Annotated in this window: 21 protein-coding genes; 17 read left to right on the forward strand and 4 right to left on the reverse strand. The window is 49.5% G+C overall.

Annotation, left to right across the window (positions count from 1 at the left end; translation table 11 throughout):
- Window positions 1-154 precede the first annotated feature (154 nt).
- Window positions 155-472, reverse strand: a complete 318-nt coding sequence (locus tag CVV44_12055; GenBank protein ID PKL37896.1) for a hypothetical protein — start codon at window positions 470-472, stop codon at window positions 155-157.
- Window positions 473-905: 433 nt separating this feature from the next.
- Here CVV44_12055 and CVV44_12060 point away from each other — a divergent pair, with 433 nt between their 5' ends.
- The 4 genes from CVV44_12060 (at window position 906) to CVV44_12075 (ending at window position 3831) form a co-directional block, all read left to right on the forward strand.
- Window positions 906-1175, forward strand: coding sequence for a hypothetical protein (locus CVV44_12060; protein ID PKL37897.1), 270 nt, complete (start codon window positions 906-908; stop codon window positions 1173-1175).
- Window positions 1168-1356, forward strand: a complete 189-nt coding sequence (locus CVV44_12065; GenBank protein ID PKL37898.1) for a hypothetical protein — start codon at window positions 1168-1170, stop codon at window positions 1354-1356. Before CVV44_12060 ends, CVV44_12065 begins: the two co-directional genes overlap by 8 nt.
- Window positions 1357-2298: 942 nt before the next feature.
- Window positions 2299-2484, forward strand: a complete 186-nt coding sequence (locus tag CVV44_12070; protein ID PKL37899.1) for a hypothetical protein — start codon at window positions 2299-2301, stop codon at window positions 2482-2484.
- Window positions 2485-2820: 336 nt separating this feature from the next.
- Window positions 2821-3831, forward strand: a complete 1011-nt coding sequence (locus tag CVV44_12075) for a hypothetical protein (GenBank protein PKL37900.1) — start codon at window positions 2821-2823, stop codon at window positions 3829-3831.
- A 121-nt stretch (window positions 3832-3952) separates the two neighbouring features.
- Here CVV44_12075 and CVV44_12080 read toward each other — a convergent pair whose 3' ends face one another.
- Window positions 3953-4609, reverse strand: a complete 657-nt coding sequence (locus tag CVV44_12080) for a hypothetical protein (GenBank protein PKL37901.1) — start codon at window positions 4607-4609, stop codon at window positions 3953-3955.
- A gap of 145 nt (window positions 4610-4754) precedes the next feature.
- On the opposite strand from CVV44_12080, the gene CVV44_12085 reads away from it, so the two are divergent.
- The 5 genes from CVV44_12085 to CVV44_12105 all read left to right on the forward strand — a co-directional run bounded on the left by CVV44_12085 (window position 4755) and on the right by CVV44_12105 (window position 12221).
- A complete protein-coding gene (locus tag CVV44_12085; protein PKL37902.1) occupies window positions 4755-6209 on the forward strand; it encodes a potassium transporter in 1455 nt (484 codons plus the stop codon).
- 364 nt (window positions 6210-6573) lie between these two features.
- Window positions 6574-8043, forward strand: coding sequence for a cytochrome C (locus CVV44_12090; protein ID PKL37903.1), 1470 nt, complete (start codon window positions 6574-6576; stop codon window positions 8041-8043).
- Between the two features lie 1643 nt (window positions 8044-9686).
- The gene (locus tag CVV44_12095) at window positions 9687-10397 is read left to right on the forward strand and encodes a cytochrome B (GenBank protein PKL38216.1); all 711 of its coding nucleotides are present in this window, start codon (window positions 9687-9689) and stop codon (window positions 10395-10397) included.
- 12 nt (window positions 10398-10409) lie between these two features.
- Window positions 10410-10931 (forward strand): hypothetical protein, encoded by a 522-nt coding sequence (locus CVV44_12100; protein PKL37904.1) that lies wholly within the window; start codon window positions 10410-10412, stop codon window positions 10929-10931.
- Between the two features lie 24 nt (window positions 10932-10955).
- Window positions 10956-12221: a sulfurtransferase gene (locus CVV44_12105; protein ID PKL37905.1), complete on the forward strand. Its 1266-nt coding sequence runs from the start codon at window positions 10956-10958 to the stop codon at window positions 12219-12221.
- Window positions 12222-12381: 160 nt separating this feature from the next.
- Here the strand turns inward: CVV44_12105 and CVV44_12110 are convergent, their stop codons facing one another.
- Window positions 12382-12570 carry a hypothetical protein gene (locus tag CVV44_12110; GenBank protein ID PKL37906.1) on the reverse strand — a complete coding sequence of 63 codons (189 nt, stop codon included), beginning with the start codon at window positions 12568-12570 and terminating at the stop codon, window positions 12382-12384.
- Window positions 12571-12836: 266 nt separating this feature from the next.
- Here CVV44_12110 and CVV44_12115 point away from each other — a divergent pair, with 266 nt between their 5' ends.
- The 7 genes from CVV44_12115 (at window position 12837) to CVV44_12145 (ending at window position 18126) form a co-directional block, all read left to right on the forward strand.
- Complete coding sequence (locus CVV44_12115; protein ID PKL37907.1) at window positions 12837-13538, forward strand: hypothetical protein; 702 nt, start codon at window positions 12837-12839, stop codon at window positions 13536-13538.
- Between the two features lie 3 nt (window positions 13539-13541).
- Window positions 13542-14681 carry a hypothetical protein gene (locus CVV44_12120; GenBank protein ID PKL37908.1) on the forward strand — a complete coding sequence of 380 codons (1140 nt, stop codon included), beginning with the start codon at window positions 13542-13544 and terminating at the stop codon, window positions 14679-14681.
- 3 nt (window positions 14682-14684) lie between these two features.
- Window positions 14685-16019, forward strand: a complete 1335-nt coding sequence (gene rimO, locus CVV44_12125; GenBank protein PKL37909.1) for a 30S ribosomal protein S12 methylthiotransferase RimO — start codon at window positions 14685-14687, stop codon at window positions 16017-16019.
- Window positions 15979-16602, forward strand: a complete 624-nt coding sequence (pgsA, locus tag CVV44_12130; protein PKL37910.1) for a CDP-diacylglycerol--glycerol-3-phosphate 3-phosphatidyltransferase — start codon at window positions 15979-15981, stop codon at window positions 16600-16602. The genes rimO and pgsA overlap by 41 nt, the downstream gene beginning before the upstream one ends.
- Window positions 16592-17089 (forward strand): phosphatidylglycerophosphatase A, encoded by a 498-nt coding sequence (locus tag CVV44_12135; protein PKL37911.1) that lies wholly within the window; start codon window positions 16592-16594, stop codon window positions 17087-17089. Before pgsA ends, CVV44_12135 begins: the two co-directional genes overlap by 11 nt.
- 18 nt (window positions 17090-17107) lie before the next feature.
- Window positions 17108-17554 (forward strand): hypothetical protein, encoded by a 447-nt coding sequence (locus CVV44_12140; protein PKL37912.1) that lies wholly within the window; start codon window positions 17108-17110, stop codon window positions 17552-17554.
- An 80-nt stretch (window positions 17555-17634) separates the two neighbouring features.
- Window positions 17635-18126 carry an HIT family hydrolase gene (locus CVV44_12145; protein PKL37913.1) on the forward strand — a complete coding sequence of 164 codons (492 nt, stop codon included), beginning with the start codon at window positions 17635-17637 and terminating at the stop codon, window positions 18124-18126.
- Between the two features lie 39 nt (window positions 18127-18165).
- Here CVV44_12145 and CVV44_12150 read toward each other — a convergent pair whose 3' ends face one another.
- Window positions 18166-18714, reverse strand: coding sequence for a hypothetical protein (locus tag CVV44_12150; protein ID PKL37914.1), 549 nt, complete (start codon window positions 18712-18714; stop codon window positions 18166-18168).
- A 453-nt stretch (window positions 18715-19167) separates the two neighbouring features.
- Between CVV44_12150 and CVV44_12155 the strand changes: the two genes are divergently transcribed.
- Window positions 19168-20742 (forward strand): hypothetical protein, encoded by a 1575-nt coding sequence (locus tag CVV44_12155; GenBank protein PKL37915.1) that lies wholly within the window; start codon window positions 19168-19170, stop codon window positions 20740-20742.
- Window positions 20743-20763 lie beyond the last annotated feature (21 nt).

The following is a 20763-nucleotide window of genomic DNA, read 5'->3' on the forward strand; positions in this document are numbered from 1 at the left end:
ACCCCCTCCTGCATTCACCTTGTCCCGGTTCCGGGACATCCAAAAATACAAAAAGGGGTGCCCTTTTGAGACACCCCCTGTACGTCCTTCGCGGCATGTTCAAACTACAGTAAATGTTTTCAAAGAACGGTGCGTTTGTCCCGTTTCGGACTCTTTAATCAACGGGATTTGCTGCCGCTGGTTTGCCTGTCTTCAGGCGCTGCATGTTTACCCGGATAAAGAGATTGTATCCCGACATGGCTTTGCCGCGTGCCGCCTCATCCCAGTTGTTCTGCGTGTCCCTGCTGAGCTCTTTCCATGCCTCTACGGTCTCCCTGAACAGGGCGCGTATCCGCTGCTGTGCTTCGCTGTTCACCTGGCGGGGGATAACCTTTTTCCTCACGTAGGTTTTTCCATTTGTCTGTACGAAAACAAGGTCTCCGATCTGTTTTGAAAATCCTTCGAATACGGGGTTTATCTTTACATTGGCCATGACAGGCCTCCTGCAATTAAATTTTACGGGGATGGGCGCCGTGCGATCCATGTCACCCGTGTTTTGTATATTAATACGGGGGAGGTCCCGGGGGATTTAAATGTTTTTGAAAAAAAATTTCAAAAATAATTATGGCCGAGCCTTTATGGGCGATAGAACGGAGCATCTACGGAGGAGCGACGGAGGAGTCGTGGAGGATTTTCGGCAGGGTTCTTCTGCCGGGTTGGGATGTTCCAGAGGACGGAATCGGCTCTTCCAGGTTAGTGATTATTCTATCCGTGACTCTTGAATTCATGCCGGTGAGCCCTTTTATTTCTAAAATAACTTGACAGACCACAATTGTAATAGTAGGGTCATGAAATATGCTAAAGATGAAAACATATATCTATTTTCTAATCGAAATGCCGGGAAAATAATTTGAACGGGAATTCAGATGGGGAAAGAGATTCGGTATTCTGAAAAGGCAGCAAAACAGTTGCGTAAAATATTCAAGGCAGATAAAAAGTCGGCTCGAATGATCGTTGACGCCATTGGGGATTATGCGGAGCATCCTGAAAATCGTCATGATGTAAAAGTATTGAAAGGTCAATTTGAAGATTTGAAAAGGATGAGGGTCGGGCGCTATCGGGTTATTTTTGATGAAAACATGATTATAATAAATATATACGAGATCAAACACAGGCAGGAGGCTTATCATGATTAAAAAACATATAATAAAAGAAGAAGGAAAACCGGTGGCGGTGATAATTGATTATAATGAATATATTGAATTAAAGGCCATGGCTGAAGATAAAAAAGATTATTATTCCGCGATTGAAACAAAGCGTAAAAATAAAAAATGGGTATCTCATGAAAATCTGAAAAAAGAATTCGGGATGAGATGAATGGAACTTTTCCATTACGGACCATCCAGCTCAATGCGCCTGGTGTAAATATGTATTCTGTCCATTCATCGTCCGGCGCCACCTCCGATGGACGGAAAAATCACCGCCCTGCTAATTAAAGTCTCCCAAAAACCATCACATAAAGAAACATGCCTCTGAGTATATTGATCATTACCCTTTTCATGTCTCTACGGTCTCCCTGAACAGGGCGCGTATCCGCTGTTGAGCCTCGCTGTTCGTCTGGCGGGGGATAACTTTTTTCCTCACGTAAGTTTTTCCATTTGTCTGTACGAAAACAAGGTCCCCGATTTGTTTTGAAAATCCCTGGAATATGGGGTTCATTTTTACCAGAGACCTTCATGGGCATCAGTACGGAGCATCTACGGAGGAACGTCGGAGGAGTTGCGGAGGATTTTGGCCGGGTCTCTCCTCCAGGAGGGGTGTGGCGCATCACCCCTCCTTACCACCCCCGCGCCGCCTCAAACGCCGGCGGTGGCTAAGACTTTTTGTTTCAGGGAACTCGCTTCGTGCACGCTGCGGAGGCCGTCCATGGCCATCCTCACGTGCAGCCCAGGCGCTCGCACATCCTTGATGCTCGCTTATCTGCTTGTGATTATTCCATCCGGAACTTGGAGGCGCCGGTGTCACGGGCTGACAGGAAGTCAAAAAAGCGTGTGACGACGCGCAGAGCAGGGGATTTCTGCGACGTCGGTTCCCGGCCGGAATACTTTCCGGCACATGTCTTGTATTGAGACTATGCGGGATGGTAATTGCCTATATATTTTATCAAACAACGGTTTTAGTGAAGTTGTTGAATCTAATAGACATATTTAATTTCTACTGTTGTAGATCGGGACATTGAACGACATGAAGCCCCATGCTGTCGTGTGAATTGAAACTCGTGTTGGTCAGATCCTCTGCCATGTTTATCCCGAAGAATACATGATCTGGAATAAAAAGGCCTTAACAGCTTATCTGTACCTGGGGATTCCCGGTGTGCCGAAATGCGGCGTTTACCCGTCAACCGAATCCGATGTGGCACGAATTAATGCCTCGACATGCCTCGGGCGCCTCGATACGTTTCACTGCGTGAAACACTCGGCAACCGAGGCCCTGGTTGTGGAATGAAATACCACGAAAGGAGTTACGCCCCGGTTGCTGAGTGATCGCTGCCTCGATATGACGGCTTCGCTGTTCCCAGGCAACCAGGCGATCGTATCGAAGCGATCGGGGAGGCCAAAAAGAAAATTTGTTCCAGAGAGCCCTCTCCTGCGGGAGAGCTCAAAACACGAAGTTTTAGTGTCGATCGCGAACAGGAGGTCTGAAAAGCGCTCGACGACGCGCGGCGGAGCCGGGGTGAGGTCACGCCATTATATTCAAAATAAACAATTTTTTTCTCGACAGGAGAATCGCCGTCCGGTTATATATAGCCTCCATAAAACCATTGTATAAAGAGGCATACTAATGAGCATATCGACGGCATCGAAAAAGAAATTTCCTCTCTTTAAAAAAACGGCCCTGGCTTGCTCTGCTTTGCTGGCCCTGTCGCTTTCCTCCTGCGGCATTTTCGTCAAACGCCTTCCCTCGGGGGAGGTGATTCACCCCACGCCCGGCGCCGTGGACCACATGGTTGAGGTGAACGGCCTGAAGATCCACTATGCCGAGTATGCCGGCAAGGGAGAGAACGTGGTCATGGTACACGGTTTCGGCTCCTCGTCCTATTCCTGGGAGCGGATTGCGCCCATTGTTCAGGCAAAGGGCTATTATATATTTGTGCCCGATATGAAAGGATTCGGCTGGTCAGAAAAACCGCAAAAGGCAAAATATGACGCCTACAGCCTCATGGAGGATGTGAACGACTGGATGGAAAAAATGGGCCTCACAAAGGTCATTTATGTGGGTAACAGCCTGGGCGGCGCCGTGGGCCTTCTTCTGACCCTGGAGCATCCCGATAAGGTGGAGAGGCTGATCCTGATTGATGCCGGGGGATATCCCATGAAAAAGCCCACCATTATCAAGATGGCCTCCATTCCCTTTTCCTCCGAAATGGTGGGGTGCCTCTACGGCAAGTGGATAGTGAAATGGAACCTGGGCGAAGTTTATTATGACAGTGATAAAATACGGAAAGAGCAGGTCCAGGCCTATTACGACCGCATGCGCACCAGGGGACATATCGATACACAGGTGGCCCTGAGCCGCGCCGTGGACTTCGAGGAGTTTGGCAAATATATCGAGCGCGTCAGGGCCATGGAGGTGAAGACCCTCATCATCTGGGGACGCGATGACCAGTGGATTCCCCTCGATAAGGTAGGGCTTCGCTTTCAGCATGATATGAAAAATTCAACACTGGTGGTGATCCCCGAATGCGGCCACATCCCCCAGGAGGAAAAGCCCGAAATTACGGCCCGGTACATTGTAGATTTTCTCGACGGCACGCCCATAGAGGAGTATCAGCCGAAAGCGGCCAGGCCGTAGTCTTTATCGACCTCTCCCCGGCTCCGCCGCGCCCTCTCCCGCGAGGAGAGGGCTTGCTAAATTGAATTTGCTGCTGGAACCTCCCCCTCTCCTATGGGAGAGGGGGCCGGGGGGTGAGGTACTATTTCGATTTTATTTTTTTCGCATAGTCGGGATAGAGCTGGTCCAGGCACCCGGGGCAGAGACTGTGGCTGATTTCCGCGTCGGAGTGCTCTTCGATGTATTTCTCAAGCTGCTGCCAGTACCCGTCATCATCGCGGATTTTTTTGCACCGGGCGCAGATGGGTAGGAGTCCCTTCAGCCTTTTTACGTTTTCCCGGGCCTGCTGGAGATCCGTGAAGAGGCGGTCTCTTTCCAGGTCGTTCTTTTTCTGGCGCACGGCAAAGCGGATTGTGCGTATGAGCGAATCCCCGTCGAGCCTGCCTTTGACCAGGTAGTCCATGGCCCCTTTTTTCATGGCCTCCACGGCGATTGTTTCATTGCCGTGGGCGGTGAGGATTATTATGGCTGTTTTTTTGAACCAGTTTTCTTCACGGTAGTTGTCCAGGAAGCGCAGACCGTCCATGGCGGGAAGGCGGTAATCCAGCAGCATGCAGTCCGGGGTATAGCGCTGCAGTAGTGTCGCTGCTTCATCGGCGCTCGCCGCCTCTTCAATGGCAAATGTCGGGGATGTGCTTTTCTTCAGGTAATGTATGTACAGTTCCCGATGATCCCCGTCATCGTCGACAATGAGTATGGAAACCTTTTGTTCTTCCAACCGATATAAACCTTCCTGCAGGTTGTTTTATTATCCCAACACCACGGAAATTATAATACAGAAGATACCTTTTGTAAATATATTTTTTGAATGACTTTTATTCTTATATATGTTTTTAGTGATATTTATTTTAAATTTTTTGGGGTCGGAGAAAGGGGCAGGGAGCATGAATGTCAAACTGGTACTGAGAATAATCGCTATTGTGATCATAATCCTCTCCCTGTCCATGATGCTGCCCGTGATTGTGGCCCTGATTTACGGTGAATACGGGCGTTTATATGACTTTATCCTGCCCGCCGTTATCGCATCCATTATCAGCGGTATAATTTTACTGACTGTAAAAAAAAATACGACAACTCTTTTACCCCGCGACGGTTTCTTTATTGTGGTAATCGTCTGGTTCATAGCATCGGTTTTCGGTGCCATCCCCTTTATGTCCAGCGGTGAAATACCCTCGTTCGCCGATGCGCTTTTTGAAACTGTCTCGGGTTTTACCACAACCGGTTCCACCATCCTGAGCAATGTTGAGGACAAATCGCGTTCGATCCTGTTCTGGCGTTCATTAACTCACTGGCTGGGCGGTATGGGCATCATCAGCCTTGCCGTGGCCATTCTGCCCATCCTGGGCGTGAGCGGACTCCAGCTCCTGCGCGCCGAAATGCCGGGCCCCGATGTGGAAAGACTGACACCCAGGATCACCAGTACCGCCCTGATCCTCTGGGGTATATACGCGGGAATGACCCTGGCGGAAACGGCGCTGCTCATGGCGGGGGGGATGGATCTTTTTGACGCCCTTACTCATTCCTTCGGCACACTGGCCACGGGCGGCTATTCAACCCGGAACGCCAGTGTCGCGGCCTTTAACAGCGCCTACATTGACTGGGTCATCACGCTGTTCATGATCATGTCCGGTGTTAATTTCACGCTTTATTACAGAATTTTAAACAGGCGTTTTACTTCGGTTTTCAGAAATACGGAGCTGCGGGCATACCTGGCCGTTTTTTTTATCGCCGTAGTCATCGTGGTCATATCACTGTACGGCAATGTGTATCATTCATTGGCGGACTGTTTCCGGTACGGAGCCTTCCAGGTGGCCACGCTCATGACTTCCACGGGATTCGCCACGGCCGATTATGACCTGTGGCCGCCCCTGGCGCAATCCATACTGCTTATCATGCTTTTCATAGGCGGGTGCGTGGGATCAACCTCGGGCGGTATAAAGATGCTCCATGTCGTTGTCCTGTCCAAACAGGCCCTGAACGAGATAAAATATCTTCTCCATCCTCGCGGTGTTTTTGTGTTCAGGCTGAATGGCGCGGTTGTCAAAAAATCTTTTATATACTCCATCATCGGGTTTGTTTTTCTCTATATTTCCCTGGTTCTGGTTTCAACCGTTGTCGTGTCCGCTTCGGGAGCCGATCTCATAAGCAGCATGTCGGCGACCCTGGCGTGCATTGGAAACATCGGGCCCGGTTTCGGTGCAGTGGGCCCGACACGGAACTTTGGTTTTTTCCCGCCGATCATAAAATACTGGCTCGTCCTGATCATGATTGTCGGCAGGCTCGAGATCTATACATTTATCGTGCTCCTCTCTCCACACTATTGGGATAATATCCTGTAGTGTGCCGTTGTGACTGGACCTCTCTCAGTTAAAAAAGACCCGGCAAACCACGATGGATATGCCCTTATCCCGGAGTTATTTTTCAAGTGAAAATCACCAGGTAGGGCAGAATATATACAAGTGAATCGGTTTTTGTCAAAAATGAGAATATTTAAAAGAAGATATAAAAATTTAGTTGATAATTAAACACTAAATAACTAAAAGTGTCTGAAGTGATTGAAGCTCCATGATCGGTAAAGCAATAAAATCGGGAAAATAATCTTGAATTACGGAAACATTTATCGTATAAATATATGTAGGCATATCATCTTTTTCAGTCTTTTTGAGTATAGATACAATTAAAATCCGCCAGGCGAGGAAATCCATGAAACGAATACAGCATGAATGGATACTGGGAGCGGCACTGATGGCTGTCATCATAGCGGTCCCGGTTCTTATTTTTCTGCCCGAGGGCAAAGGGGCGCAACGGAGTCCCTGGAAAAATGTTGTAAAAAGGCGGGCCCACCTGGACCATTCGGCCTTTTTTACGAAAAAATTCGACAGGGCGCAGGATGTGACCCAGGCATGCCTCAAGTGTCACGAAGATGCCGCAACGGACCTTATGAAGACCTCGCACTGGAAGTGGGAGGGTGAGGCGGTGAGCGTACCTGATCATGGCGGTCTCATTAAAATGGGGAAGAAAAATCTTCTCAATAATTTCTGCCTGGGTATTAAGGGCAACTGGATTTCCTGCACGAGCTGTCATGCCGGGTACGGCTGGGAAGATGATACGTTTGATTTTAAGAAAGAAGAGAATGTTGATTGCCTTATCTGTCATGACTGGTCAGGCAACTATTCCAAGGGTGCGTACGGCATGCCGGCCAAGGGCGTTGATCTTCAGTCCGTGGCAAAGAGTGTGGGATATCCGAAGCGTGAAAACTGCGGTATCTGTCATATCTATGGCGGCGGCGGCATGGGGGTCAAGCATGGTGATCTTGACCAGACCCTGGTGAACGCCCCGGGGGATGTGGATGTTCATATGGGTAAGAATAACATGCTCTGCGTGGATTGTCATAAAACTGAAAAGCATAATATAAAAGGAAAGGCCTATTCCATAAGTGTAAACCATGAAAACGGCATCGCCTGTACCGACTGCCATGTTGATGTGCCGCACCAGGATCGCAGGATTAACGCACACCTGGACAGCCTTGCCTGCGAGACCTGCCACATTTCACGGTTTGCCAAAAGAGCCCCAACCAAGATAAACTGGGACTGGTCCAAGGCCGGTGATCCCAACAGGAAAGAGAGTACACATGAGTATCTGAAAATAAAGGGCGAATTCGTTTACGAGGAGAATGTCATACCCGAGTATTACTGGTTTAACCTGAAATCAAAACGCTATATCATCGGCGATATAATAGATCCGGGAAAGGTAACGATACTCAACGACCCGGAAGGCGATATCCATGATCCCAAGGCGAAGATCTGGCCCTTCAAGGTGCACAGGGCAACACAGCCCTATGACAGGGTAAACAGGATATTGCTCCAGCCCGTTACCTCGGGGAAAGGGGGATATTGGCACGAGTTCAACTGGGACAAGGCCCTGCGTCTCGGGTCGGAGATCATTGACGTGAAATACAGCGGCAGCTACGGGTTCACGCGAACCGATATGTACTGGCCCATTGCCCACATGGTCTCTCCCGTCAACCAGGCACTGCGCTGCTGTGAATGCCACGGCACAGGCCCCACGGGGAAAAGCAGGATGAACTGGAAGGCCCTGGGATATGGTGAGGACCCCGCTGATACCGGTGGAAGGAAAACGAATAATTTACTTCAGAAAAAGGAGAGTGAATAGACATGAAGATCTCGATAAAAATCACGGCTGTTCTTCTCCTTTCAACGGCTGTTTCGCTGGCAGCTGCGGGAATGGCCGACAGCGTTGAGAATGTGCTGCATCCGCAGTTCTTTCTCAAAAACGCCCAGGGCGGAATCATAACCGATAAAAAACAGAAGATATCCAATGAGAAGAGCTGCATGCCCTGTCATGACGCGAAATATATCATGGCGCACAGCAGCCACTACAAAGATAAGATGAACCCTTCCTGCGTTGAATGCCACTTTAAAGACGGGGAGATGAGCGGTGATTACCGCAAGGTAAATGTGCTGGTGCAGCGGCCCGACAATACTAACTGCGGTAAATGCCACGGTATTATCGATATGTGCAGGGAAGGCCTGCGTATTCCCGATGACTATACCCGGTCCCTGGATTATCTTCTCGATGGCCGGAGGTATGATTTCACACAGGGCGGCGGTACTGTCTACGCGCCGCAGAATATCGCCGATTCTGATATGAACATCAAGAACAAGTTCATGTTCAATTATCCCTGGGACGTTCACTCGCTTCGGCAGCTTGAATGCGTGGACTGCCATTTTAACAGCAATGATCCCCGTTTCTGCGGGACGGTCACGGGCGATCTTGATCATCTCACCAGGGACCCGCGTAAAATCAAATCCACGGGCAAGTATCTCAAGTGGCCCGATCACCGGCTTGCGGCTGCATCGTGCGAGTGTTGTCATGATCCCTATGTCATACATGAACATCTGCCATACAAACAGCGGCATATGGATACTCTTAACTGCACGGCGTGTCATATTCCCAACGTCAAGGGACCGGGCTTTCAGTCCCTCGATGAAACGGTGGTTACCGAAAAGGGCGAAGCCCGCATTGAGTTCAGGGGATACGCGCGGGATAACGACTACACCTACGACATGAACACCATGTACCTCGAAGGATACTCGCCGGGACTTTTCTCCTATAAAGTGGACAAGAAAAAACAGCAGCGCGTTCCCAAATATGTTGAACGCAAAATTTCTCCCTTTAACCTGGTGACCCGCTGGTTCTGGAAGGAAAAGGACAGCGGTAAAGAAGTGTCTCTTGACGTGGTAAGAAAGGCCTGTCTCGAGGGTAAAAAATATTCTCCCGGGTTGACTGCTTTTTTTGATGCGGATAAAAACGGGACCATAGACGGGAAAGAACTGGTGCTGGATAAGAAAGAGAAGGTCGCCTTCATGGCATCGCGCCTTGAAAAACTGGGAGTGAAAAATCCCGTTATCGTCGGAGTCATAACGCCCCATCGCCTGAACCATGGCCTTGTTCATGAGAAACAGGCCGTTCGCCGGTGCAACGAATGCCACGATACACGGGCGCGCCTCGGCGACGATATCGTCCTGGCCTCCCATGCCCCGGCGGGAATAATGCCGCGGCTGGCCTCCGATGCGCCGGTTACCCTGAACGGTGAAATAGAATCGGACGGCGGAGACGGCTATATTCTCGTACGGAATACCGGCGTGAAATACAGCTATGTCTTCGGTCATGGAAGAAGACTCTGGCTGGATCTTCTGGGATTTTGGATTTTTGTCCTGTCGGCCCTGGGTGTGGCCGGTCACTCGGTGCTTCGGTATCGTGCCGCGAAAAAGATACAGGCCCATGCGGCGGTAATGGAACGGGTCTACATGTACGGGTTCTATGAGCGGTTGTGGCACTGGACCATGGCGGCGGGTGTCCTTATCCTCATCGTTACGGGATTCGAGATTCATTACAGCGGTTCAGTGACGATACTGGGCCTTGAGAACGCCGTGGTCATACATAATGTTCTGGCCTTCATTATCGTCGCTAATGCCTTTCTCTCTCTCTTCTATCACATCACCACCGGAGAGATAAAGCAGTTTTTCAGTGTCAACCGGATATTCCTCAAGGAAGCTACGGTGCAGACGCTCTATTATATTCACGGTATATTCCGCGGCGAGGCCCATCCCATGGCCAAGACCCGGGACAGGAAACTGAACCCGCTTCAGCAGATAACCTATGTGGGGCTGCTGAACATTCTGCTGCCCTTCCAGGTCATCACGGGAATACTGATCTGGAGCGCCGGGTACTGGCCCTCCTGGGGCAGTATGCTGGGAGGCCTCACTATTATCGCCCCCCTGCATAATCTCGGTTCATGGATGATACTTACTTTTCTCGTCGTCCATGTGTATCTGACCACGACGGGGCACACGGTGCTGGCGAACATTAAAGCCATGGTGACGGGATTTGACGATGTGGAAATAATCGAAGAGAGTCAGCAGGTCAGAACAATGCTCGGTATGAAGCTGAAGGACCTGGTGAAGGCCGTTATTGATACGGTCATGAAAAAGGATCGGACGTAAGGAGGTGCGGACATGAATGCAAAAATTGAAAAACCTTATATAAATCCCTACCTGGGCGGAGCAATGCTGGGCGTTGTTCTTTTCATGGCGTATTTTTTCACCGGCGCGGGACTTGGAGCCTCGGGCGCCATAAGCAGGGTGCAGACTTTCATTCTCGACATTTTCGCCAGTGGACACGTCGACCGGGTCGGTTACTTCGCCCATTACGGCGGTGGAAGCCAGAATGCCCTGGCCGACGCCTCGATTTTCATGCTGCTGGGAACCTTTATCGGAGGGCTCATCTCGGGATTTTTTAACGGCAGGCTGAAGGTGGAAACCCGCCGCGGTCCGCAGATAACCGATAGAACGCGGTGGATACTGGCCTTTATCGGGGGCGTGATCATGGGTTACGGGGCCCGCCTGGCCAGGGGCTGCACTTCGGGTCAGGCCCTGAGCGGCGGCGCGGTTTTGTCCGTGGGAAGCTGGGCTTTCATGTTCTGCGTTTTCATCGGCGGCTACGTCATAGCCTGGTTTGTGCGGAAGCTGTGGAACTAACGGGAAAGGAAAAGGAGAAATAGTATGGCACCACTGGATATACTGGGAAATTACGGAACATTCTGGGGCTACCTCACGGCACTTCTCATCGGGATCGGTTTCGGCATCGCGCTGGAGATGTCGGGCTTTGGTGATTCAAGAAGGCTGGCGGCCCAGTTTTATTTTACCGAAATGCGCGTACTCAAGGTGATGTTCACCGCCATCATTGTGGCCATGACACTCATCTTTCTGACATCGTCCCTGGGGCTGCTTGATTTCAGCAAGGTCTTTGTGAATCCAACCTACCTGTTCCCCGGCATCATTGGCGGGCTCATCATGGGGGTGGGTTTCATAGTGGGGGGCTTCTGCCCGGGAACATCACTGGTGGCCATGTCCACGGGAAAAATTGACGGCATGTTCTTTCTGGGCGGTGTGCTCTTCGGGGTCTTCACCTTCGGTGAAAGCGTGGCTTCCTTCGAGAATTTTTACAATTCATATTACATGGGACGCTTTACCCTTTCGGAGTGGCTCGGCGTTGATGCCGGTGTGGCCGTGGTCCTGGTTCTGCTCATGGCCTTTGCCATGTTTTACGGGTCCGAGCTCCTTGAGCAGAAGTTCGGTGAGAAGAAGGCATGGAAGAATATCAACCTGAAGCCCTACAAAAAGGGAACCCTCATCGCGGGTTCACTGCTCCTGCTGACCGGCGTCATCACCATGGCTATTGGGCAGCCTTCAATAGAGCGGCGCTGGAGCTGGAAAAGCGCCGTTGAATCGAAGCGGCTGGAGAGCCGCGAGGTTTTTATTCATCCCGGTGAGCTTTATGAGGTCATGAACAATGCACTGCTCTATAAAAACCTCATCGACGTGCGCAGTGAAAGTGATTACAATATCTTTCATCTGGAAGATGCCGAACATCTGACGCTCAACGATTTGACAAAGACGGATGTCGTGAAAAAATTCCTCGATGCTTCGGCAAACACGGTCAACATCATTATATCCAATGATGAAAAAACCGCTGTTGAGGCCTTCAAGATCATGCGCGCGCAGAATATTATCAATCTCTATATATTGAGCGGAGGCATCAACAACTGGCTTGATACATTCACCATTGATAAATCCATCGCGGTGCGGGAAGACATGAAGAAGAATAAAGATGCGGATGTGCTGCGTTATGCCTTTACACGGGCCGTGGGTGAGACAGTGTATCCCGCCAATCCGCGGGTGCGCCATGGCCACGGGCTTCCGGAATTAAAGTTTGAGAAAAAAGTCAAAATGAAAACGAAGAAAACCATATCGGGCGGATGCGGATGATAATACGCCGATGCAAGGACGCCGCGATGCACGGGCGAACAGGGTCCGGACGCGGCGGGGTGATGACAGGGGAGAAACTGAAAAGACCGGAAATCCATCCGGTCTTTTTTTAATGTTCATGAGGGTCGGAAGCTGCAAGAAAGATTCTGCGGCGCCGGGATTACACGGAGAAGGTGGGATCCTTTTTGATGAGGATTTCCTTGATCTTCGCGTCGCCCGCTGAAAAGTAAATGACGTGGGATTCCATGATTCGGTATTCCGAGAGCAGCTTAAGGAAAAGGTCGTCTCTGTTTATATCGGAAAGGTCAGCAGTTTGAAGTTTTTCATTGCCAATAAAGATAGCTTTCATTATAGTTCCTGTGAGCAGTTATTTTGTCACTGCTTGCAAGGGTACATTTATTAATGAATTTGTCCAGCATTTTAATCGGCCGGAAATTAAAAAGTTCCTTCCTGCCCCCCCTTAATTCGGGGAAATATGCTTGACAGAAGTCGCTTTTAGGATTGACTTTTCCCTATGACGTCTTTATGTTGTGCTAAATTTTTTATTAAAAAGTAGTTGATACATTTGACGGTATTATCCTTCTTGTCCTGTTCAACAAAAAATATTATTTGATTATGAGGAATATGAAGCACATAATACGGGTATTATCCGCAGCCCTTTTGATTTTTTCCCTAACGATCACCGGGGCCCTTGCCTATAAATTCGATTTCACCACCGTCAGCGACGTAGTGCAGAAAATCCAGGAGAAGTTTGCCGGGCTTGAGACCTATCAGGCCACCTTCACCATCATTTCCGATAAGATGGGGAAGAAGGTGACACAGCGCGGCGAGATAAGCTACAAGGCATCAAACAAGCTTCTTATTAATTTTACTTCTCCCCAGGGACAGAAAATAGTATCAAACGGAAAGATGATGTGGATATACATACCGTCCATGAATGTAGTGGCCGAGCAGGACCTCAAATCGGACGCCGGCATTTTTTCCACGGGAACAAAATCGGGCCTGAAAAGGCTCTTCTCCAAGTATCATTACCGGTTTGCAGCCAAGGAGCAGCCCGAGCCCCAGAGCAATGGCTCTAAAATGTACACCCTGATTCTGAAACAGAAGGAAAGCCGCAGCGGTTACAGGAAACTCAAGCTGTGGGTTACGGAGAACTACACCATAACCAGGGCCGAGGGAGAGACTTCTTCGGGCAAGAACGTGGAAATAGTATTTTCTAATATAAAAACGAACATAGACTTACCTAATGGATTGTTTAAGTTTGATGTGCCGGCGCGTGCCAGGGTCATCAAGAATCCCATGATAGCAGAGGAGTAACGAGTGGAAAGCATTGGAGAAAGATTACGCACTGCCCGGGAAAGCAGAAAACTTTCAATAAGGGAGATCGTCAAGGAAACGAACATATCTCCTCTGTATATTGAAGCTCTTGAAGACGAAGATTTCGACAAGTTTCCCAGCGAGACATATATAATCGGATTTCTCCGCTCCTATGCCGAATTTCTGAAACTCGATGCCAATGAAATGATCATGTCTTACCGGGGATATAAAATCGGAGAAAGCGCCACACCGCTCGAGGAGCTGACAAAGCCGACAAGGGCGGCCTTCAGCATGACCATGTCCAACTTCGTGAACCAGTACCGGAATATTATTTTTATTGCCGGCGTCGCTTTTACCATGCTGCTCATCATATGGGGTATTAAATCCATTTTTTCATCGAAGGTGGACATCGCCGACGGTGATTCCATCGATAATATTAAAAGTGAATACAACGCTAAAAATATAGGCAACCAGATCGAGAATATCCGCAATCTTCAGCTTCACAATGAGCAGGGGATCGTGCTGGTTTATAAAAATGAGGCGGTCCAGTTTCTCGTTGATAACAAGGAGGTCGTTTTCCTCCTGAAAGAGATCCAGGGTGAAGCGGTAGAGGTGGAGATACTTCCCGCCAAGCAGATACTCAAACTTGAAATGGGAAAAGTGGCCTCCGTCCGTGTTCAGGACAGCCCACGGGATGTGAATTTTACACTCAAGGGCCTTACGGAAAACAGGGCGAAGATCATGGTAGAGTTGGGCGCGAAGGTCGTGACGGAAAACACCGATGCCGTCAAGGATGGCGAAAAGGTGATGGAAGCCAATGTGGATAACACCAGTGTAATCGCCCAGAACCCGAAGAGCCTCAAGATAGTTTTCGAGGCGGAATTTACCCAGAAATCATTTGTAGAAGTCTATCTTGACGGCAATAAGAAAAGCCAGGGTTTCGTCACTCCGGGAACCAGGGAGCGGTACGAGGCATCGGAATTTATACAAATCAAGGTGGGTAACGCCGGCGGTCTCAAGGCCATCATCAACGGCAGGGAGTACTCCTTCGGCAAATCAGGACAGGTTGCCAACAAGGTGATAACATGGAAAAAGGATGTGGCCAATCCCAACCTGTATCATATTGTAATCAAAGACTGGTAACAGGTGTTTCATTCAACTGATCTCTCCTACTACATAATTTCGTTGGGCTGCTCAAAAAACCTCGTGGATTCGGAGAAGATCAACGGCGCCATGTCTTCCGCCGGGTTCAGTTCCGTATCCTCCTCGGAAGATGCCGATATCCTCATAATAAATACCTGCGGATTCATAACCCCTGCGAAAGAAGAATCAATCGGTGTTATATTCGATGCCCTGGAACAGCGTGACGCTTCTGCTGGTAATATGGAAAGACCCTTCGGGAAAAAAGTCGTGGTTACGGGCTGCCTGACACAGCGCTATTACAGTGATATCCGAAATGATATTCCGGAAATCGATTTCATCGATGGTGTTCCCGATGAGAATTTCGTGGGGAAAATATCCACGGCGTTTCATATCAGCCTGGACGGCAGACTGCAGCGGGACCAGGTCCCCCTGGAAAAGGGAACGGCTTTTGCCTATATAAAAATATCCGAGGGATGTTCCAATAACTGCGCCTATTGCACCATTCCCTTTATCCGCGGCAGTCATGTCTCCTTTTCTCCCACGGAAATTCTGCACGATGCCCGCCAGGCCCTGAAAAGGGGGGCGCGGGAGATCATTATCATTGCCCAGGACACGGCCTCGTACAACTGGAACGGCACTGGTCTCGCGGAAATCGTGAATATGATATCGGAGCTACCCGGTGTTGACTGGATCCGACTTATGTACTGTCATCCCGACCATATCACCGATGAGATTGTCGGGCTCCTGGCTGACAACAAAAAGGTAGTTAAATACGTTGATGTTCCCTTTCAGCATGCCAGCGGCCCGATCCTGAAATCCATGGGGAGAAGGGGAAATTTTGATTCATACCTGGAACTCGTGTTGAAATTGAGAGAGCGGGTGACCGGTATCCGCATCCGCTCCACCTTTATGGTGGGGCATCCCGGTGAAACCGGTGGGGATTTCGCCCGGCTCATGGAATTTATTGAAAAGGCACAGCTTGACCGGGTCGGTGCCTTCATGTATTCTCCTGAGGAAGGGACCCGTTCCGTTTCGCTGGACGGAAAGGTTTCGGCGCGGGTGATGAAAAAACGGTACAATCAGCTCATGAAACTGCAGCAGGTCATATCCCGGGAAAAATTGAAGGGCATGATCGGATCAACGGTAAATGTTCTGGTGGAAGAGAGACTTGATGAGAAGACCTGTGTGGGACGGAGCGAGTTTGATGCTCCCGAGGTTGATGGTGTTTTTTACTTGACCACAACAATGGATCTTATTAATACTATTGTCAGAGCACGGGTGACCGACGCTGTCGAATATGATCTTATTGGAGAAACCCTTGAAAATACCGGAATTTAAATTGAATATTCCCAATCTCCTGTCCCTGTCCAGGGTTGTCCTTATCCCCTTGTTCGTATATTTACTTGCCCAGAAAACCATGATGGGGTGGTTCGGCGCCCTGGCGGTTTTTTCCATAGCCTCGGTTACCGATCTTCTTGACGGATGGAGCGCCCGTAAGCTGAAGATGGAATCGGAATTCGGAGAGTTTATCGATCCCCTGGCCGATAAATTCCTGGTGATTTCGGCCCTCATCGCCCTCATCGCCCTGGATCCCAATCTGGAAATTATTGATTTATGGATGATATTGATAATTGCGGGAAGGGATGTTCTCATTACTTTCATGAGGATGGTAGCCCTTCGCAAGGGACGACCACTGAAGACCAGCCGTTTCGGTAAGGTCAAAACGGCCTTTCAGATGATATCGGTTGTTCTTATTATCCTGATCTATATGGCGAAGAAAAGCAAAATCCTGGAGACACACGAATCAGCAACATACTGGATCATGCTCGCCGTGACCCTCATGACGGCCTTTTCCGGTCTCAGGTATCTGTTTACCAATTGGCAACTGTTTCTGCCGGAAAAAAAATCTATTGAAGAGTGATAACGTGAAAATAAAGGAAATGCTGTTTACCGGTTTTTATTCCGGCTATGTACCCCTTGCGCCGGGAACGGCCGGAACCTTCGTTGGGATGATCTTCTACTTTCTGGAATACCTTATTTTCGGGCCGCGTGTCAGTCCCTGGGTCAATGTGGGCGTGGCCGTAATCCTTCTCTATCCCGCAATAAAACTGGGTGATGCCGGTGAACTCTATTTCGGCAAAAAGGATCCCCAGGAGGTGGTTCTCGATGAGATGATGGGATACTGGATAACCATGATGTTTTTACCTTTCAGTATAAAATTGTCCATCTTGGGATTTATCCTCTTCCGCATTATGGATGTACTGAAACCATATCCCGCGGGGAAACTGCAGGAGTTAAAGGGTGGTCTCGGTATAATGATTGATGACTACATAGCCGGCGTATACGCATGCATCATACTTCATGCCGTTCTCCTGGCTGCCGATTATTGCGGGATTATCTTTCTTTGAAAGGCGAGGTTGAAGCGTATGATTAAAAATAAAAAGGCCTTACTGATCTTCTGCCTGGCACTGCTTTTCCCGGCGATCCTCTCCGCACAGGATGTTGATGCGGCCAAGGAGACCGGAAATAAACCGGTGTCCCTGGAGACAATTGCGGTGAATCTTGACAAGATTGAATCGGATATCAATTTTCTTCTGGAAAAGCACGCCGAGATAAAGGACCTTCCCGAACGTCTCCTTGCCCTGCGGAAAAAGGCCGACGATCTTAAAAATATCACCGACGAAAAGGAGATCGATTCTGCGACGCAGATTGTTTCTCTTACGGTGGAAAAGCTTGAGGTTGAGCTTGCCACTAAAACAGCCCTGGTTAAGCGCATGGAGCTGCTATACATCATGATGTTTACTTTCGGCGTTGCCTTCATCATCGGTATGGTGGCATACGCAGTATATATGTTTTCGAGAAGACGCAGATAATAAACGCAATCATCGTAGTGCCGGGATAGCGGCGCATGGATGTGCAGCCTATGGCTATTCTGTAAAACAGGTTCCTTTAATTGGGAAAATATCTCTTCAATACGGAAAAAATAAAATACGTCAGGGGTGAGAAACCCGATGTGGACTGCATCCTCTGCGCCATACGTGACCGTTCGGAAAAAGTCAGATCCCTTGAAGTGTTTCGCGACGATTTGTTCATCGTATCAGTGAATCTCTACCCCTTCAATCCCGGGCATCTTATTATTTTTCCTGTGCGCCACATCACCGGGATGAACCAGCTTTCCGATGCAGAAGCCCTGCGCATGCATCACCTCTCGGCTTCGACGATAGAAATATTAAGAGAAGAATTTAATCCGTCGGGATTTAACGCCGGTTATAACCTGGGCAGCGGCAGCGGTGCCAGCATTCCCCATATCCACATGCACATCGTACCCCGTTATGAGAACGAAGTGGGCTTTCTCGACGTTCTCGCCGGCACCAGGATTGTCGTGGTCGATCCGCGCGAGGCAGTGGAGCGCCTCAAAAAGCGTTTTGAAACGCACCTTTCCTAGCATTGCAGCTAATTCATTTAAAATTTCTCCAGGCCGGGATCATTTTACCGAAGTGATGATGGTACCGAAAGCGGCGCCGCCCAGGTGTTGTATGAGGCTGAGCTTTTCCGGGTCCAGTGTGCCGTCATCGCGCCATATTTCCTTTAGGCAATAGGCGGCCGTGACTTCACCGATCACCATTTTATGGTCTCCGGCGGGGATGATATCGCTTACCATGCATTCTATGTGAGCAGAGCAGTCTTCGACCCGGAGACAGTCGATGGTGTTGCAGCGGGCCGCCGTGAGTTCCGTTTCAACGAATTTGTTCACGTTCCTTCCCGAATGACTTCCGCAGTAAAGCACCCTGTCCAGGAGGGTATGGTCCGGGAGGTTGATGCAGAAGCACCGTGTCGTTTCGATGAGTTCCAGGGAAAAGTGTTTTGCTGCAAGGGCTATGGCTACAAGTTTCGGTGTCCCGCTCACGGGCATGTGCCAGGCAATTGGTGTTATGGTGGAACGGTTGCCGCTGGACACGGAGACCAGGATCAGGGAGCCGGCATTTATGAGGCGGTGCGAGTCCTTGATTGGAATGGATATTTTTTCATGCATGGTTTTCCTCACGCGTTATGTTTTTCAGGTAACTGCTGCTTCAACAATAAACCGGGTCGGCGCCCAATGCAAGATATTATAAACGCTTTCGGAGGTTTTTTTTCGATTTCCGGGACCGCCGGCGGTTATAACTGAAAATAGTCTGAATTGTTATTTGGTAAAAGGGGTTATAAAATTAAGGAGAACCTGCTAACTCGTAAAGAAAGATATTACCACCCGCTCTCTGTCGTTCGCTGGAGACACAGAGAACACGGAGATTTTACTTTAACATTTTAATCTCCGTGTTCTCCGAACCTCCGTGGTGATATTCTTTAAAATCTTATTCAAATTGAATTCCCAGGTGCTATAAAGGAAAGATCCGGCCCATTTTTCACTCGCTTTTTACCTATACACATATATAATTATCCTTATTAATTTATACGCGAGATTATCATTTGTTGCGGGAGGTCGGTGATGGAAAGGATGCAGTTTCGGCTCCGGGGTTTCGGATTAACCGTTATTTTCTTCAGTCTTCTTGCGGGTATTGTCGCAGGGGTGATCCTTGTGTCCTGCAAAAGCCCGGAGAATAGCCCTCACCTGAGGCCGGCATATCATTTTACGGCCCAGGAGAACTGGATCAACGATCCCAACGGCCTGGTTTACCTCGACGGGGAATATCATTTATTTTACCAGTATAACCCCTTCGGAAACAAATGGGGCCACATGAGCTGGGGACACGCCGTGAGCCGTGATCTGGTGCAATGGGAGGAATTGCCCGTAGCACTGGAGGAAGAAGGCCCCTGGTTTTATCCCACCATGATGTTTTCCGGCAGCGCAGTCATCGATGATGAAAATACAAGCGGACTGTGCGGTAAAAATATCTCATCCTGCATGACGGCGGTGTATACGTCCTTCACGCTCCTGGAGCAGACGCAGAGCATTGCCGTGAGTGTTGACAGGGGGCGTACCTTCGTGAAGTATTCCCGTAATCCTGTTCTGGACATCGATGTCATGCATTTTCGCGATCCCAAGGTGTTCCGGCATGAAGCTACGGAAAGATGGATCATGGCCGTAAGCCTTCCAAAGGAGCGGAAGGTGCGTTTTTATTCCTCCACGGACCTCAAAACCTGGAAGCATCTGAGCGATTTCGGTCCTGCCGGATTCCCCGAAGGAATATGGGAGTGCCCCGATCTTTTCCGACTGCCCGTCAAAGACGGGAAGGGAGCGCATAAATGGGTCCTGGTCACGTCCCTGGGCCAGAATGGCCCGGGACCCGACATGCAGTATTTTATCGGTGAATTTGACGGTGAAAAATTTATTAATGACAATGCCCCGGACCTGGGTCTTCGCCTTGACCACGGCTACGATTATTATGCCGCCGTTTCCTGGAATAATATTCCCGCAAAAGACGGCAGAACCATAATGATCGGGTGGCTGAATAACTGGAAATACGCCAATGACATTCCGACTCATCCCTGGAAGGGCGCCATGTCCCTCCCCCGGGAAGTGGGACTGGTAAGTACGCCTGAAGGCCTGCGCCTGACCCAGAAGCCCGTGAGGGAAACGGCAGCATTGCGTAACCGCTCGCGGAGGTTGAAAAATATTTCCGTCGTCGATGAATATACATTGCCCAATCCTGGCGGGGAAACTGGAGGCAGCCTGGAGATACGGGTCCGGTTTTCCCGTCAGAAGGCCCGTGAGTTTGGCCTTTATGTGTGCAAGGGGGCCGACAATGCCACAGTTATAGGCTATGATACTGTCACGGAGAAACTTTTTGTGGAGCGTTCACATTCCGATGATGATTCTTTCAGTGAGGAGTACGGCACAATGAGCCGTGCTGAGGTTCCTGTCGCGATGTCCCGCGATGCCCTGGAACTGCATGTTTTCATCGATAATTCCATTGTGGAGGTTTTTGCCGGTGACGGCCGGGCTGTTATAACCTGCAGGATATTCCCGGGACCCGACGACAGGGGAATAGCACTTTATTCCCGGGGTGGCGCTATTACAGTATCGGACATCGAGATATATGCTCTCAAATCAGCATTGTAACATGGCTGCAGGAAAAAGCGG

Source organism: Spirochaetae bacterium HGW-Spirochaetae-1 (assembly GCA_002839375.1).
In the GTDB taxonomy this organism is placed as follows: Bacteria; Spirochaetota; UBA4802; order UBA4802; family UBA5550; genus PGXY01.